This is a genomic window from Citrobacter sp. CtB7.12, assembly GCF_001297795.1.
Lineage (GTDB): Bacteria > Pseudomonadota > Gammaproteobacteria > Enterobacterales > Enterobacteriaceae > Citrobacter_A > Citrobacter_A amalonaticus.
Genome location: NZ_LIFT01000001.1, coordinates 323,061 through 337,896, shown reverse-complemented (window position 1 = coordinate 337,896; position 14,836 = coordinate 323,061). Strand labels below are relative to the sequence as shown.

Here is a 14,836-nt window from a genome sequence, read left to right as displayed (position 1 = left end):
TTAACGTCCTCGCAGCCCGTCAGCCAGACGCTTGCCGTTGCGCAGTGAAAACAGCGTCAGCAACGTGCGCCAGGTCATGCGCTTATTGCGGATCTGGTAGAGCGTAAACAGCTGATATTTCTTACTGGCGCGGTCAAATTTATCTTTATGCTTGCGGTAAAAATGGAAGTAGCCAGAGAATTTCTTCGGTGACGAGGTGATCTGCATTTCGCCATGATTAACGTGCAGGATCTGCGTCGCCTCCTCCACCTTCCACGGTTCGCCATACTCCACCACCATCCGCAGAAAGATGTCGTAATCCTGCGCGGCTTTCAGTTCGGTATCGAACAGGCACTCTTTAAACCGCCACGCCCAGGTAAAGACCTGATTGCCAATGATGTTGCGTTTATAGAACAGGTGGCGCGAGTAAGGGGATTTCGGATACAGCGGCAGGCTCGCCGGCTGCGAGTAAACTTCGCCTTCGCAGACATAATCGTTGGCGTACAAAAAAGCGTGAGTCACCAGTTGATGTTTATGGGCAAGGAACACGCTCAAACGGTTTGGCGTCCACTCATCATCATCATCAATACCGGTGATGTAATGCCCTTGCGCCTGGACGATGGCCTGATTACGCACCGCGCAGGCGCCAGAGTTGATCTCATTATGGGTGTAACGTACGCGCGGGTCGTTTAATCCCTCAACAAACTGCTGTAGCTGTTCATAAGAGGAAGAGCAATCATCAACAATGATCATCTCCCAGTGGGGATAGTCCTGACGCAGCACCGATTTAATTGCCCGAATGGCGAGCTGCTGCCGGTTCCAGGTTGGCATATAAATGGAGATCAGCGGATTTTCTGTATTCATGCTCTTTTCCCAGGAAGTGATGCCGGAGGGCCCAACGTGTAGGCCACTCACGATTTTTTATTTTGTGTCGGACTTGTATTCGTACTCGTAGTACCCGTAATCCTGATACCCGGTGGCGCGCCGGAAGATGGAGTTGAGGATCACCCCTTTCACCTGAATGCCGTTTTGCTCAAAACGGCTCAGGCTGGTTTCCACCTCTTTCAGGGTATTGACGGCATAGCGAGCGACCATCAACGTCGTGCCTGCGTGACGTCCGACAATCGCGGCGTCGGTGACGGCCAGGATTGGCGGCGTATCGATCAGCACCAGGTCATAGTGACTACTCGCCCAACGCAGCAGTTCAGCAAAGCGTTCGCTCATCAGCAGCTCAGACGGGTTTGGCGGTACCTGACCGCGCGGTACAAGGTCAAAATTAGGAATGGACGTCGGTTTCGCGCAGGAGGCGATATCCCCTTTACCGACCAGAATCTCGGACAGACCGTTGACGTTATTGGTGCCGAGCAGTTCGTGGGTATAGCCTTTACGCATATCGCAGTCGATCAGCAGTACACGCTTGTTGGTCTGGCTGATCACCGCCGCAAGGTTGGCGCAGACAAAGGTCTTCCCGATAGACGGGCTAACCCCGGTGAGCATCAGGACATTGTTTTGTGCCTGCATCATGGCGAAGTGGAGGCTGGTGCGCAGGCTGCGCACGGCTTCAATCGCCAGATCGGTCGGATTACCGACTGCCAGCAGTTGACTCTGCTTGTAACGCTTAACACCCTTAATGGTCTTGACGCTATCCCGCGCTTTCTGCCATTCCGACAGCGGAATGCTGGCGTATACGCTGATGCCATTCTCTTCCAGCACCTGCGGGCTTTCGATACCGCGGTTGAGCAGTGAACGCAGCAGCACGCCAACGATAGAGAGCATCAGGCCCAGAATGATGCTGCCGAGAATGATCAGCGCTTTCTTCGGCTTCAGCACGCCAGGCTGGGCAATGGCCGGGTCAACGATCCGCACGTCACCCACGGTGCTGGCCTCGGTGATCTTCAGCTCCTGCTGTTTGTTCAGCAATTGCATATAAACCTGCTGACCCGACTCAACGTCACGCGTCAGGCGCACAATCTCCTGCTGCGTTTTCGGCATCGCCGTCACGCGCCCGTTCAGTTTGGCTTTTTCATCTTCCAGCGCCTGACGTTTTTCCAGCAGCGTGCGGTACGCCGGGTGCGCTTTGGTGAAGAGTTTCGAGATTTCCGCTTCTTTAAAGGTCAGTTCGTTAAGCTGCGCATCAATGTTAACCATTGAGTCCAGCACGGCTTTCGCTTCCAGCGGCAAATCGACGGAGTCTTTATCCTGACGAAACGCATTGAGTTTATTCTCTGCCACGTCCAGATGCTGGCGCACTTCCGGCAGCTGTTTCGCCAGGAAGGCCAGGCTTTTCGCCGCCTCGGCAGATTTGCGCTCAACGTTCTGTTCCAGATAATTTCGGGTAATGCTGTTGAGAATGTCGCGGATCTGATCGCGGTCTTCGCCAGTAAAGCTCAGGCTGAGCACGCCGGTATCTTTGCCGTTTTCGACTACCGTCAGGTTGTTTTGCAGGTTATTGATCATCCCCAGCGTGGAGAATTTGGTGACAGTAAATTCCGTGTCCGGTCGAGCATGAATTTCACTGACTACTATCGTGACGCCGTCTTTGCTCAGCGTCTGCCCGACCTGTCCGCGCGCGCTGAAGCCGCCGTCGCTGGTCAGTTGGTAGTCTTTGTCACTCAGCATCGTCAGGGTGAAGGTCTGCTCGTTCATCCCTTTCGGCAGGGTAAAGGTGGTGACTTTTGCCGATTCATTCTGTCGCCCCATCAGCCGTTCCCAGCCCGCGCCGAACAGCGGGAAGGTGTTTTTGGTGACCGAAATATCCAGATCCAGATCGTCCACCGTTTTGCCTAATACCAGACGCGACTGGATGAGCTGAATTTCCGCTTCCGAAGCCGGCGGCTTGTTGGATAACGCAGAGCCGATATCCTGCACCAGCGAGTTGCCGGTGTTTTGTTCAATCTGTACCAGCGCATCCGCACTGTAGATAGGCGTGGCGAAGAGTGTGTAAATCACCGCGCATAGCGCAAAGACCGCCGTAATGCCCAGCACCCACCAGCGCGCTTCAATAACGGTTCCCACCAGACGACCGATATCGATCTCATCATTGCCCGTTACCGGTGCGGCAGACTGTTTTACTTTTTCTGTCATTATTTTACCTGCTCTGCGTTCAATGCCTGCGCCCACTGACGAGCAGACCGTTCAAGTAAGGCGTACACCGCTTCAAACGCCTCACGGCTTTTACGATACGGGTCGGGAATTTCGCGTTCATCGTCCCAGTGCCCGAAAAGCATGACCTTGCCACGCATCTCGGGCGCCAGTTCGTGCAGAGAGGCGATATGTCTTTTTTCCATCGCCAGGATCAGGTCATAGTCCCGGCACAACCGCCCGGTGACCTGACGCGCGCAGTGTCCTTCCAGAGAAAGATCATGACTTGCCGCCACGCTCACCGCTGAAGCGTCAGCGCCTTTTCCCACCAGCGCGCCCAGACCGGCGGATTCCACCGTTATCTGCGGGTGATATTGTTTAAGCAAACGCTCTGCCGTCGGGGAACGGCAAATGTTCCCCACGCAAACCACTAATATTTTGTTAAACATGACGATTACCAGTTATGAAGGTCGCTGGCCGTATCCGTCATGTAACGGACACCGCTGATGGTCGGCAGCAACTGATTGATCAGACGGTTCCAGCGCGCGACCGGTGCGGTGGTGACATACACCACGTCATACGGCTGCAGACGGAATTCCGTCGCCATGACCAGAGAGGTCGCATCAGACATATCGAGCTGATAGATGTTGGCAATCTTGCCGCCAGGGCCTTTGCCTTTCAGCGGACGGATCACGAAGATGCCGCTGGCGTTGGAGGTGGTCAGATCGATGCCTTCGGCGTTACCCAGCGCTTCGGTCAGCGTCATGCCGCTGAAGTCCATTTTGAGGGTGCTCTGTTTTTTCACTTCACCCATCACGAACACTTTCAGGTCGTCATTGCGCGGCACATAGAGAATATCGCCGGGATAAAGCAGACGGTTCTGGCTGAGATCGCCGTTTTGCATCAGCGCCTGCAGTGAAATGCGTTGTTCTTTGCCTTTGTGCGTCAGCACCACATTGCGCCAGTCAGCCACTTCCGTCAGGCCGCCGGCGGCGTTAATGGCGTCCAGCACGGTCAACGGCACGTTGGTGATCGCCTGCTGCCCGGATTTATTCACCTGCCCGGAGATGTAGGCTTTTTGCGAACGGAAAGCGGCGATATTAACGTCCACCTGCGGGTCAGCAATGTACTTCGCTAAGCGCCCGGTAATATCACTACGGATTTCTGCCAGGGTTTTTCCGACCACGCTGACCTTGCCGATGTACGGGTAAAACATGGTGCCATCGGGCTGAACCCAGTTACCGGTATCGCTGGAGCTACGGTATTGGCCCGCAGGCGTAGTGAGTTCCGGGTGATCCCAGACGGTCACGCTCAGCACATCCCCTGCCCCGACACGGTACTCATAGCTGGCGAGCTCCTGGTCCAGCGACATATTCGGCTGGGCGACATTCGGGCGCGGGCGTAATTGTTCTACCAGTCGTGGCGTGAGTGGATACACGTTCACCATCCGGTCGAGATCAAAGTCAGCGTCTTGCTGTTTAATCACGTCTTTGCCCATCGTAGACATATTGCTGCCCGGAAGTACTGTGCAACCGCTTATCAAGGTTACCGACACCAATAATGGCATCAATTTCATTTTGGATTTCATCATTGATTATTTATCACTTTGGCAGAGTAATTATCCTGTGCAATTTAAATAGCGACTTCGCCGTACACATTTACATTGCAGTTAATTGAAAAGAAATTTAACTGGCATCAGTCCTAAAAAAATTGAATTCATCCGTAAGCTATTGACAGAATAATGCAGACTCGTCATCAGGCGTTCAGGCACGCTACCGCCCCTGGCTTTTTAGCTACCAATACACTGATTAGGTTATTTTTTTATAAGCCTTGTTATTTCACTGTTTGTCGTAACAGAGAAAATGTTAAGGCATTCTGAATGTCAGCCATTAATGAACCGGAACCCCACGTAATATATTTACTCGTCCATCATTAACGCTGGAAGAATTGTTACAGCTAACGTAATTGCAGGCAAGGTAACACGCCTGCTATTCTCTGTTTTTAAGATTAATATTAAGCGATATATTGGCCAGATTTTAGGAATTACTTGATGTTGACAGAATCTATTTCCTCTATTCACCCTGCGATATTTCCTAAATAGCTTTTTGCCATATTTAATTATTCCCGACAGAAACTTTATGGTTATTTTCAGCGCAATCAGCAAGGTGAATACATGAGAAATCCCCTCTCGCCATTGCATTTTCCGTCCGCTTTATCCATGATCGAATTGTGACAATTGTCATATAACGAAAGGTATTACATTTACTATGGAATGGATCGCCGATCCGTCAATCTGGGCCGGACTGGTCACGCTGGTCGTGATCGAATTAGTCCTCGGCATTGATAACTTAGTCTTTATTGCCATCCTCGCAGAGAAACTGCCGCCTGCGCAGCGCGACCGTGCGCGCGTGACCGGGCTTATCCTGGCAATGCTGATGCGTCTGCTGCTGCTGGCATCAATCTCGTGGCTGGTCACGCTGACCAAACCGCTGTTTAGCGTGCACGGTCTGAGCTTTAGCGCCCGCGATTTGATCATGTTGTTTGGGGGCTTCTTCCTGCTGTTTAAAGCCACAATGGAGCTGAACGAACGGCTCGAAGGGAAAGACAGCAACAACCCCACTCAGCGTAAAGGGGCGAAATTCTGGGGTGTGGTGGCGCAAATTGTGGTGCTGGATGCCATCTTCTCGCTCGACTCCGTGATCACCGCCGTCGGTATGGTGGATCACCTGGCGGTGATGATGGCGGCGGTGATTATTGCCATCAGCCTGATGCTACTGGCGAGTAAGTCGCTCACCCGCTTTGTGAACAGCCACCCGACCATTGTCATCCTCTGTCTCAGCTTCCTGCTGATGATCGGCTTCAGTCTGGTGGCGGAAGGCTTCGGCTTCCGGATCCCGAAAGGGTATCTGTACGCCGCCATTGGCTTCTCGGTAATGATCGAAGCGTTGAACCAGTTGGCTATCTTTAACCGTCGTCGTTTCCTGTCGGCCAATCACACCCTGCGCCAACGGACGACCGAGGCGGTAATGCGTCTGTTGAGCGGCCAGAAAGAAGAAGCCGAACTGGATGCGGAAACCGCCTCGCTGCTGGTTGACCATGACGACAGCCAGATTTTCAACCCGCAAGAGCGTCGAATGATTGAGCGCGTACTCAACCTCAATCAGCGCACGGTCAGCAGTATTATGACCTCGCGCCATGACATCGAGCATATCGACCTCACCGCGCCGGAAGAAGAGATTCGCTCGCTGCTGGAAAAAAACCAGCATACGCGCCTGGTGGTGACCGGTGGTCACGATGAGGAAGATCTGCTGGGCGTGGTGCACGTGATTGACCTGCTACAACAGTCGCTGCGCGGTGAACCGTTGAACCTGCGGGTATTGATTCGTCAGCCGCTGGTGTTCCCGGAAACGCTACCTCTGCTTCCGGCGCTGGAACAGTTCCGCAATGCGCGAACGCACTTTGCATTTGTCGTCGATGAATTCGGCTCAGTGGAAGGGATCGTGACGCTCAGTGACGTCACGGAAACTATCGCCGGTAATCTGCCGAACGAGGCGGAAGAGATAGATGCCCGCCATGACATCCAGAAAAACCCGGACGGCTCATGGACCGTCAACGGCCACATGCCGCTGGAAGATCTGGTGCAATATGTCCCGCTGCCGCTTGATGAAAAACGGGAATATCACACTATTGCGGGTCTGCTGATGGAAGAATTGCAGCGCGTGCCGAAGCCGGGAGAAGAAGTCCAGGTGGGCGATTTCCTGCTCAAAACGTTGCAGGTGGAAAGCCATCGCGTACAGAAGGTTCAAATTATGCCTTTACGCAATGAGGATGAGATGGATTACGAGGTTTAATATGAAACAATGCCGGGTGACGAATGTGCCGCCCGGCATATGGCCATTATCCGTTTCCAGGCCGGATTAAGACGCGAAGCGTCGCCATCCGGTACACACGCCCTACCGAATCAGAGTTTATCCAGCAGCTTCTTCACATCTTTGCCGTTGCGGGAATCTTTATTTCGCTCCGCCCAGTCGTTCAGACGACGCTTCGCTTCATCCTGCATATGCTTACGCAGTAACTGATCCACCTGCAGATTGTAATTCAGCGCCTGCCAGTTACCGTAAACTCGCAGCGGAACCGGAGTCGCCTTCAGGAAATCGATCAGCTTGCTTTCGCCCTTCCAGCCATCCAGCACCCGCACGTTAAACTGCGTATCACAGGTTTGCCCGACCAGGTCGAGCGTCCCCTGCCCCGTCAGGGACAACATTGCGGACTCGCCTGCCATGTTATCCAGCGTCAGTTTACCGTGATCCAGCGTCAGGTCCGTGACAAAGCGGGCCAGACGCGTCGCGTTATCAACGCTTTGCATCGACTGTACATCGCCGCCGCTGCGTTCCACGGCCTGCTGAATCAACTGCTGGAAGTTCATGCCCTCCATCCGCGTGTCGCGCATGTCAACATGGGCTTTCCCCTGCCAGCTGTGACGGAATGACTGGGCATCGATATCCGCACCGGAAAAATCTCCCGCCAGTGACATCTTGCCGGTCAGGGCAATCGGATAGTTGAATGCCTTGAGGATCGTACCGATTTCGACGTCGTCCAGACGCGGCTGGAATACCACTTGTGGCGTTTGCGCACGCGTATCCAGCGTCCCCGGCAGCGATATCATCCCGCCATCGAGTTTGCCTTGCAGTTCGGCGATCGTCAGCACATCGGACTGATTCGTCATACGGCTACTGACGTCGGTAAAATTCATCCCACGCCATGTCACGTTATCCGCTTTCAGCGCGATATCGGCACTAAAGCCTTTCAGCCCCTGATAGGCGGGTTCATCCACACGACTTGAAATCACCGGACGCGCCAGCGGCGGCTGACTTCCCCCCTGCGCCACCGCGCCGTTGGCGCTGCTGGCATTTTCGGGCGGCGCTAACAGGTTATCCAGATTCAGGCGGGCAAATTGCAGGTTGACGAGCCATGCCGGTTGTTCCTTCAGCGTCACCTGCACGTTTCCGGTCAGGGCGCTATCGTTCGCCGTCACATTGAGTTGGCTGAAGGTGAGCGTTTTCTTCTCTTCCTGCCACTGCGCCTGCAGTTGTCCCTGCCCCTGGATGCCCTGTTTCGGCAAATCGGCGCCCTGCAACTGCCAGCTTAACTGTTGAATACCCGCGGTGAAGTTATGCGGATAGTCGGAAGCGTCAACGGTACCGTTGAAAGCAAGGGTAAGGTCGCGCTGGTCGCGATTCACCCGGCCTGAAAATTCGAAGGTGCCGCGATGCTGTGCATCCTGCTCCATTTGCAAACGAATATCGCGAACGGTTACCTGTTCATCATCTTCATGCTGAAAGACCAGTACGCTGTCCGCTACACGCAGGCTGGCGACATCAAACGACCAACCGCGATCTTCAGCAACATCTGGCAAGGTGTTGTCTTTCGGGGCCACCGGGGCGTTTTCACGGCGCACCGCTTCCGTTTGCGGCGTTAGCTGAATCACTGCGCCTTTGAGCATCACCTGTTTGACACTGAGCTGATGGCTCAGCAGCGGCCACAGTGCGACATCCAGACGCATATTATCCGCACGAACCAGGGGTTCAGCGGCCCCTTCTGCCGTTAACACCATACGCCCGGAGAGGATGCTGAGTTGCGGCCAGACGTGCCAGCGCAGTGGGCCGTCCAGTTGCAGTTGATAACCGCTTCGCGCAGCCACCTGTTGCACCATATAGGCGCGGAAATCATTCGGATTGACTAACAATACTAACGCGGAGAAGCCGGCCACCAACACGACCAGCAAAATCATCAGCGTCGTCAGAAATCGTCTCATGCTATCCTCAATGGAGTAGACTCAGTCTTTATCAATCCGGCTGGCGACAGCGCCCTGCTGATCGCGATACTTCGCATCTTCACGACGGTTGTAAGGTCGAAGCGCAGGCCCCGATAGCGGCTCGAAACTCAACGCGCCGATCAGCATCCCTGGGCGCAGAGCCAGCGGTAATTTACCGGAATTATAGAATTCCAGCACAATACAGCCAGACCAGCCCGGATCGATACGGTGCGCTGTCACATGAACCATCAGACCCAGGCGCGCCAGTGAAGAGCGACCGTCCAGCCACCCCACCAGGTCCGCTGGCAGGGTCACCGACTCATAGGTCACTGCCAGCGCAAGTTCGCCAGGATGCAGGTAAAATGCATCCCCTTCCGCCAGGACGATCTCATCGCTCATAACGCGATCCAGCGCAGCGCTCACTTCTGCCTTCGGTCCACTTAAATCGATAAAGGCAGCGGTATGTCCACTAAATGTACGAAATTTATTGCCCAGGCGCACATCCACAGTTGCGCCATTAATGCGCTCAACGGGCGGACGCGGGTTGATCGACAAACGGCCTTCATCAAGCCAGGCTTCAATATCTCGGTCACACAGACGCATGGCACTTTCTCCTTTCGTGCATCGGGCGCTTAACGCATTGTGCATTAAGGGCAAACCAGGTTATCACTGAACGGTACACAATTCGCCGGGCTTATTCAAAGAACTGACTGATTTTCGCTTTCAGAATATCAATGGCGATGCGATTTTTCCCACCGCGCGGCACGATAATATCGGCGTATTGTTTAGACGGTTCAATAAATTGCAGGAACATCGGACGCACGGTCTTCTGATACTGCGCCATGACGGAATCCATTGAACGACCGCGTTCGTTAACATCACGCTTGATACGGCGCATCAGGCAGATATCCAGCGGGGTATCGACAAAAATAGAGAAGTTCATCTCTTCGCGTAAACGCGCGTCGGTCAGCAGCAAAATCCCTTCAAGAATGATGACTTTCTTTGGCTCAACACGAACCGTCTCTTTCATGCGGGTGTGTTCGACGTAGCTGTATACCGGTAGTTCGATCGCCGAACCCCGTTTGAGGGCCTGCAGGTGCTGAAACAGGAGGCTGTGATCCATCGCATTCGGATGGTCGTAGTTAGTTTTAACGCGTTCTTCCATCGACAGATGGCTTTGATCTTTGTAATAGCTGTCTTCGGGAATAACGCCGATATGTTCGTCACCGACTTGTTCACGCAACTCGCGATAAAGGGTACTGGCAATAAGACTCTTGCCGGAAGCCGATGCGCCAGCAATACCGATAATGACGCACTGATGGGACTGATCAGTCATAAATTTAGCGACCTGAATAACCTGGTTAGGAAGGACGACGCCGCATGGGCGTCAAACGCGGCAATTATAGGGATTTCGGGCGTGCGATACCAGTCGAGATAGCAGGGAGTGTATTTCGCGCCCAACGTTTCCCTGTCGCAAATTTATTTGTTCAGATTTAGAGCACCCCGCGGAATTAACCCGGTTTCGCAGTAATTAATCGCCATATAATGTCAAATAATGAGCAACCGGGATATAAATTGTAAATTGTTTGTACTAGCATAAACAGAGAATATCACGATGCGTCCGGGCGTTCCGCGACGTTCCGGCCACTCGGATACAGGGTAATGAGTAAACCATCCCAACATGTTTTAGTTACCTTGCCGCATCCTCTGCTGCGCTTCGTCAGTTTAGGGCTGACGGCTTTTATTTTTACCCTTTTCTCACTGGAATTATCCCAGTTTGGCACCCAACTCGCCCCGCTCTGGTTCCCGACGTCGATCATGATGGTGGCCTTTTACCGTCACGCCGGACGGATGTGGCCCGGAATTGCGCTCGCCTGTTCGTTAGGGAGCATCGGCGCATCGCTGGTCTTGTTCCCGCCCAGCGCGCTGAATTTTACCTACACCGCGATCAACATCATTGAAGCCGTCGTCGGCGCCATGCTGTTACGTAAGCTGTTACCCTGGTACAACCCGTTACAGAATCTCAATGACTGGCTACGTCTTGCCTTCGGCAGTGCGGTTATCCCGCCGCTGTTGGGCGGTATTCTGGTGTGGATTATGTCGCCGAATGAAACGCCGTTGAAAGCGTTTCTGATTTGGGTGCTGTCGGAATCCATCGGCGCGCTGGCGCTGGTACCGTTGGGATTATTGTTCAAACCACACTACCTGTTGCGCCACCGCAACCCGCGTCTGCTCCTGGAAACATTGCTGACGCTAGTCGTCACCCTGGTTCTTAGCTGGTTCGCCATGAAGTATGTTCCATGGCCCTTTACGTTAGTGATCGTACTGCTGATGTGGAGCGCCGTGCGGTTGCCACGGATGGAAGCCTTTCTCATCTTCCTCGCTACCGTCATGATGGTATCGCTGATGATGGCGGCCGACCCGTCACTGTTGGTCACCCCCAAAGTGCATGTCATGAACAACCTGCCGTGGCTGCCGTTCTTAATGATTCTCTTACCCGCGAACATCATGACCATGGTGATGTACGCCTTTCGCGCCGAACGTAAGCACATTACGGAAAGCGAAGAACGTTTTCGCAACGCGATGGAGTATTCAGCGATCGGTATGGCGCTGGTCGGTACAGAAGGGCAATGGCTGCAGGCCAACAAAGCGTTATGCCAGTTTCTCGGCTATAACCAGGATGAGTTACGCGCGCTGACCTTTCAGCAGCTCACCTGGCCGGAAGACCTGCATAAAGATCTGGAGCAACTCACCATGCTGGTGAGCGGCGACATTAATAGCTATTCGATGGAGAAACGCTATTACACCCGTACGGGCGAGATTGTCTGGGCGCTGCTGACCGTCTCGCTGGTCCGCCATTCTGACGGCACGCCGCTTTACTTTATTGCCCAAATTGAAGACATCAACGATCTCAAACATACCGAATGGGTTAACAAACGGCTGATGGAACGCATCACGCTGGCAAACGAAGCTGGCGGCATTGGGATCTGGGAATGGGAACTGCAACCCGACGTCATCAGTTGGGATAAGCGTATGTTCGAACTGTATGAGGTTCCCGCTCATGTTAAGCCTACCTGGTCGCTCTGGTACGACTGCGTTATCCCGGAAGACCGCGAGTATGCAGAAAAGGTGGTTCGTGACTCCTTAGCCGCGCGCCTGCCTTTTAAGATGGAATTCCGCATTGCGGTGAAAGACGGCGTCCGCCATATCCGTTCGCTGGCGAATCGGGTGTTAAATAAAGATGGCGAAGTCGAACGACTGCTCGGTATCAATATGGACATGACCGAAGTGAAGCAGTTGAATGAAGCGCTGTTTCAGGAAAAAGAGCGTTTGCACATTACCCTCGACTCCATCGGGGAAGCGGTGGTGTGTATTGACGTTGATCTGAAAGTTACCTTTATGAACCCGGTCGCCGAGAAGATGAGCGGTTGGCAGCAGGAGAATGCCATTGGCGTACCGCTGTTGACGGTACTGCGCATCACCTTTGGCGATAACGGCCCGCTGATGGAGAACATCTACAGTGCTGATATGTCCCGCTCCGCCATCGAACAGGATGTGGTTCTCCATTGTCGCAACGGCGGCAGTTACGACATTCACTACAGCATAACCCCGCTTAGCACCCTGGACGGTGGAAATATCGGTTCAGTGCTGGTGATTCAGGATGTCACCGAGTCACGTAAGATGTTGCGCCAGCTAAGCTACAGCGCCACCCACGACGCCCTCACCCACCTGACCAATCGGGCTAGTTTTGAAAACAAGCTGAAACTGCTGCTGCAAACCGTCCGCAGTGCGCATCAGCGCCACGCGCTGGTCTTTATCGATCTTGATCGTTTTAAAGCGGTAAATGACAGCGCCGGTCACGCGGCGGGCGATGCGCTGCTGCGCGAACTGGCGCAACTGATGCTCAGCATGTTGCGTTCCAGCGACGTGCTGGCGCGTCTGGGCGGTGATGAGTTCGGCCTGCTGTTGCCGGAGTGTAATATTGAAAGCGCGCGCTTTATCGCCACGCGGATCGTTAACGCCGTCAATGATTACCACTTTATGTGGGAAGGCCGCCTGCATCGCATTGGTGCCAGCGCCGGGATCACGCTCATCGACGAGAACAATTGCCAGGCGGTTGAGGTGATGTCGCAGGCAGATATCGCCTGCTATGCCTCTAAAAATGGCGGGCGCGGCCAGGTGACCGTGTATGAACCACAACAAGAGCAGGCGCATCACGAGCGCGCGATGATGTCGCTGGATGAGCAGTGGCGGATGATTAAAGATAACCACTTGCTGATGGTCGCCCGCGGCGTTGCGTCACCACGCATTCCCGAAGCACGTAATTTCTGGCTGATCTCGCTGCGACTGTGGACCAGTGAAGGAGAAGTCATGGAAGAGCAGGCCTTTCGGGCAAGCTTAGCCGATCCGGCGCTCAGCCATGCGCTGGATCGCCGCGTGCTCCATGAATTTTTCCATCATGCAGCGCCGGCGGTTGCCAGCAAAGGACTCAGCGTCGCCCTGCCGCTTTCGGTGGCGGGATTAATCAGCACAACGCTGATTGACGAACTTCTGGCTCAACTGGAGCAGAGCACTCTGCCGGGACGCCTGCTACATCTGATTGTGCCTGCGGAAGCGCTGTTACTGAACCCACAGGAGAGCACCAAAGCAATTCAGACATTACGCCAGGCAGGGTGTCACATCATAGTGAGCCAGATTGGCCGCGATCTGCAGATCTTCAATCTGATGACCAAAAGTTTGGCGGATTACCTGCTGCTCGACAGTGAGTTGAGCGCCAGCATTCACGGCAACATGATGGATGAAATGCTGGTGTCGATCATCCAGGGCCACGCCCAGCGCCTGGGGATGAAAACCATTGCCGGGCCGGTGCAAACGCCGATCGTCATGGATACGCTGTCAGGTATTGGTATCGACCAGATTTATGGCGATATCATCGCCGAAGCGCAACCGCTGGATCTGCTACTCAACACCAGTTATTTCGCGATCAACTGACGGCTGCCATCCCTCGGTATACCAGATGTGCAATAACGCGTAGGAGCGCCAGGGTTTCCAGCGCTCCGCATAGCGACGGATCTGCGCGGGAGTCATCCCCGGGAAACGTTGTTTGATCAGATAGTCGTCAGGCAAAAACACGTCCTTCGCCTGCCAGCCGCGCAGGGCAAAATAGTTTGCCGTCCAGCGACCAATCCCCGGAAATCCCTGTAGCATTTTGATTCCCTGTTCAATATCTTCCGGCGGCTGGGTTACCAGTATTCCATCCCGGGCGGCCTGCGCCAGATGGATAAGCGCGTTGGCGCGCATCAGCGGCATGCCCAACGCTTTCAGTTCCAGCGGATCGGCTGCGGCTAGCTGTTCAGGCGTAGGGAAACAGACGTACTCCGGGCTGTCCGCTAACACGTCGCCATACCATCGCACAACCTTCGACGTCAGCTTTGCCGCCATCGCCACGCTCACCAGTTGGCCCAGAATCGCCCGGACGCCCTGCTCAAAGGCGTCCACCGAACCGGGCAGGCGCAGTCCCGGACGCGCCGCGCCCAGTTCACCTAACGCATGGCTGATCTGCTGTGGTTTACAGCGCAAATCAAACAGTCGCTCCATTTTTTCAAGGCAGATATCCGCGACCGGCAATAGCCCTTCACTCAGCGTTACCTGAAGCGTGTTCGTCGCGGTGTCGGGAACGGCGGTGATGATTCCCTTATGTTGTCCTATCGCCAGGCTTCGCGTGTAGCGTAACGCCTCAACGGTTTCCACCCCGTCGACCGCACGGGCGGCAAGGAAACCCAGAATCCATGACCAGTCATAAGGCGGTTGCCAGTTCAGGGTAAACATCATCCTCTCCTTTTTCTGCAAACCTTCAGCATAATCGCTATTCAGGCGTTGTGCTTTGCTTTCATATTCCAGTTGTCGCGACGACGACATTTCGCTAAAGTCACGCCCCTTCTTCACTGGCATGGGGATTTT

At 54.2% G+C, this 14,836-nt stretch carries 10 protein-coding genes; 2 read left to right on the top strand and 8 right to left on the bottom strand.

Annotated features, from left to right (window positions below):
* From wcaA to AOY24_RS01550, 4 genes are read right to left on the bottom strand one after another with little or no spacing between them, the layout of a single operon-like run.
* Positions 1-843, bottom strand: a complete 843-nt coding sequence (wcaA, locus tag AOY24_RS01565; RefSeq protein ID WP_044258698.1) for a colanic acid biosynthesis glycosyltransferase WcaA — start codon at positions 841-843, stop codon at positions 1-3.
* A gap of 57 nt (positions 844-900) precedes the next feature.
* On the bottom strand, positions 901-3,063 hold the full coding sequence (gene wzc / locus AOY24_RS01560; RefSeq protein ID WP_054176023.1) for a tyrosine-protein kinase Wzc: 2,163 nt from the start codon (positions 3,061-3,063) through the stop codon (positions 901-903).
* On the bottom strand, positions 3,063-3,509 hold the full coding sequence (gene wzb / locus AOY24_RS01555) for a low molecular weight protein-tyrosine-phosphatase Wzb (protein WP_043000179.1): 447 nt from the start codon (positions 3,507-3,509) through the stop codon (positions 3,063-3,065). Before wzb ends, wzc begins: the two co-directional genes overlap by 1 nt.
* 5 nt (positions 3,510-3,514) lie before the next feature.
* A complete protein-coding gene (locus tag AOY24_RS01550) occupies positions 3,515-4,651 on the bottom strand; it encodes a polysaccharide export protein (RefSeq protein ID WP_043000178.1) in 1,137 nt (378 codons plus the stop codon).
* A gap of 676 nt (positions 4,652-5,327) precedes the next feature.
* Here AOY24_RS01550 and AOY24_RS01540 point away from each other — a divergent pair.
* Positions 5,328-6,911, top strand: coding sequence for a TerC family protein (locus AOY24_RS01540; RefSeq protein WP_043000176.1), 1,584 nt, complete (start codon positions 5,328-5,330; stop codon positions 6,909-6,911).
* A 110-nt stretch (positions 6,912-7,021) separates the two neighbouring features.
* Here the strand turns inward: AOY24_RS01540 and asmA are convergent, their stop codons facing one another.
* From asmA to udk, 3 genes are all read right to left on the bottom strand, one after another.
* On the bottom strand, positions 7,022-8,875 hold the full coding sequence (gene asmA, locus AOY24_RS01535; protein ID WP_054176022.1) for an outer membrane assembly protein AsmA: 1,854 nt from the start codon (positions 8,873-8,875) through the stop codon (positions 7,022-7,024).
* Between the two features lie 21 nt (positions 8,876-8,896).
* The gene (gene dcd, locus AOY24_RS01530) at positions 8,897-9,478 is read right to left on the bottom strand and encodes a dCTP deaminase (protein WP_043000174.1); all 582 of its coding nucleotides are present in this window, start codon (positions 9,476-9,478) and stop codon (positions 8,897-8,899) included.
* Between the two features lie 91 nt (positions 9,479-9,569).
* Positions 9,570-10,211, bottom strand: a complete 642-nt coding sequence (gene udk, locus AOY24_RS01525; RefSeq protein ID WP_042318055.1) for a uridine kinase — start codon at positions 10,209-10,211, stop codon at positions 9,570-9,572.
* 326 nt (positions 10,212-10,537) lie between these two features.
* Between udk and AOY24_RS01520 the strand changes: the two genes are divergently transcribed.
* A complete protein-coding gene (locus AOY24_RS01520; protein ID WP_054176021.1) occupies positions 10,538-13,867 on the top strand; it encodes a diguanylate cyclase in 3,330 nt (1,109 codons plus the stop codon).
* Here AOY24_RS01520 and alkA read toward each other — a convergent pair.
* Positions 13,835-14,704: a DNA-3-methyladenine glycosylase 2 gene (alkA, locus tag AOY24_RS01515; protein WP_054176020.1), complete on the bottom strand. Its 870-nt coding sequence runs from the start codon at positions 14,702-14,704 to the stop codon at positions 13,835-13,837. The two genes, AOY24_RS01520 and alkA, sit on opposite strands and share 33 nt — an antisense overlap.
* Positions 14,705-14,836 lie beyond the last annotated feature (132 nt).

Coding starts and splice junctions, on each gene's coding strand:
- wcaA (WP_044258698.1), bottom strand. CDS start 843: ATGAATACAGAAAATCCGCTGATCTCCATTTATATGCCAACCTGGAAC.
- wzc (WP_054176023.1), bottom strand. CDS start 3,063: ATGACAGAAAAAGTAAAACAGTCTGCCGCACCGGTAACGGGCAATGAT.
- wzb (WP_043000179.1), bottom strand. CDS start 3,509: ATGTTTAACAAAATATTAGTGGTTTGCGTGGGGAACATTTGCCGTTCC.
- AOY24_RS01550 (WP_043000178.1), bottom strand. CDS start 4,651: ATGATGAAATCCAAAATGAAATTGATGCCATTATTGGTGTCGGTAACC.
- AOY24_RS01540 (WP_043000176.1), top strand. CDS start 5,328: ATGGAATGGATCGCCGATCCGTCAATCTGGGCCGGACTGGTCACGCTG.
- asmA (WP_054176022.1), bottom strand. CDS start 8,875: ATGAGACGATTTCTGACGACGCTGATGATTTTGCTGGTCGTGTTGGTG.
- dcd (WP_043000174.1), bottom strand. CDS start 9,478: ATGCGTCTGTGTGACCGAGATATTGAAGCCTGGCTTGATGAAGGCCGT.
- udk (WP_042318055.1), bottom strand. CDS start 10,211: ATGACTGATCAGTCCCATCAGTGCGTCATTATCGGTATTGCTGGCGCA.
- AOY24_RS01520 (WP_054176021.1), top strand. CDS start 10,538: ATGAGTAAACCATCCCAACATGTTTTAGTTACCTTGCCGCATCCTCTG.
- alkA (WP_054176020.1), bottom strand. CDS start 14,704: ATGTTTACCCTGAACTGGCAACCGCCTTATGACTGGTCATGGATTCTG.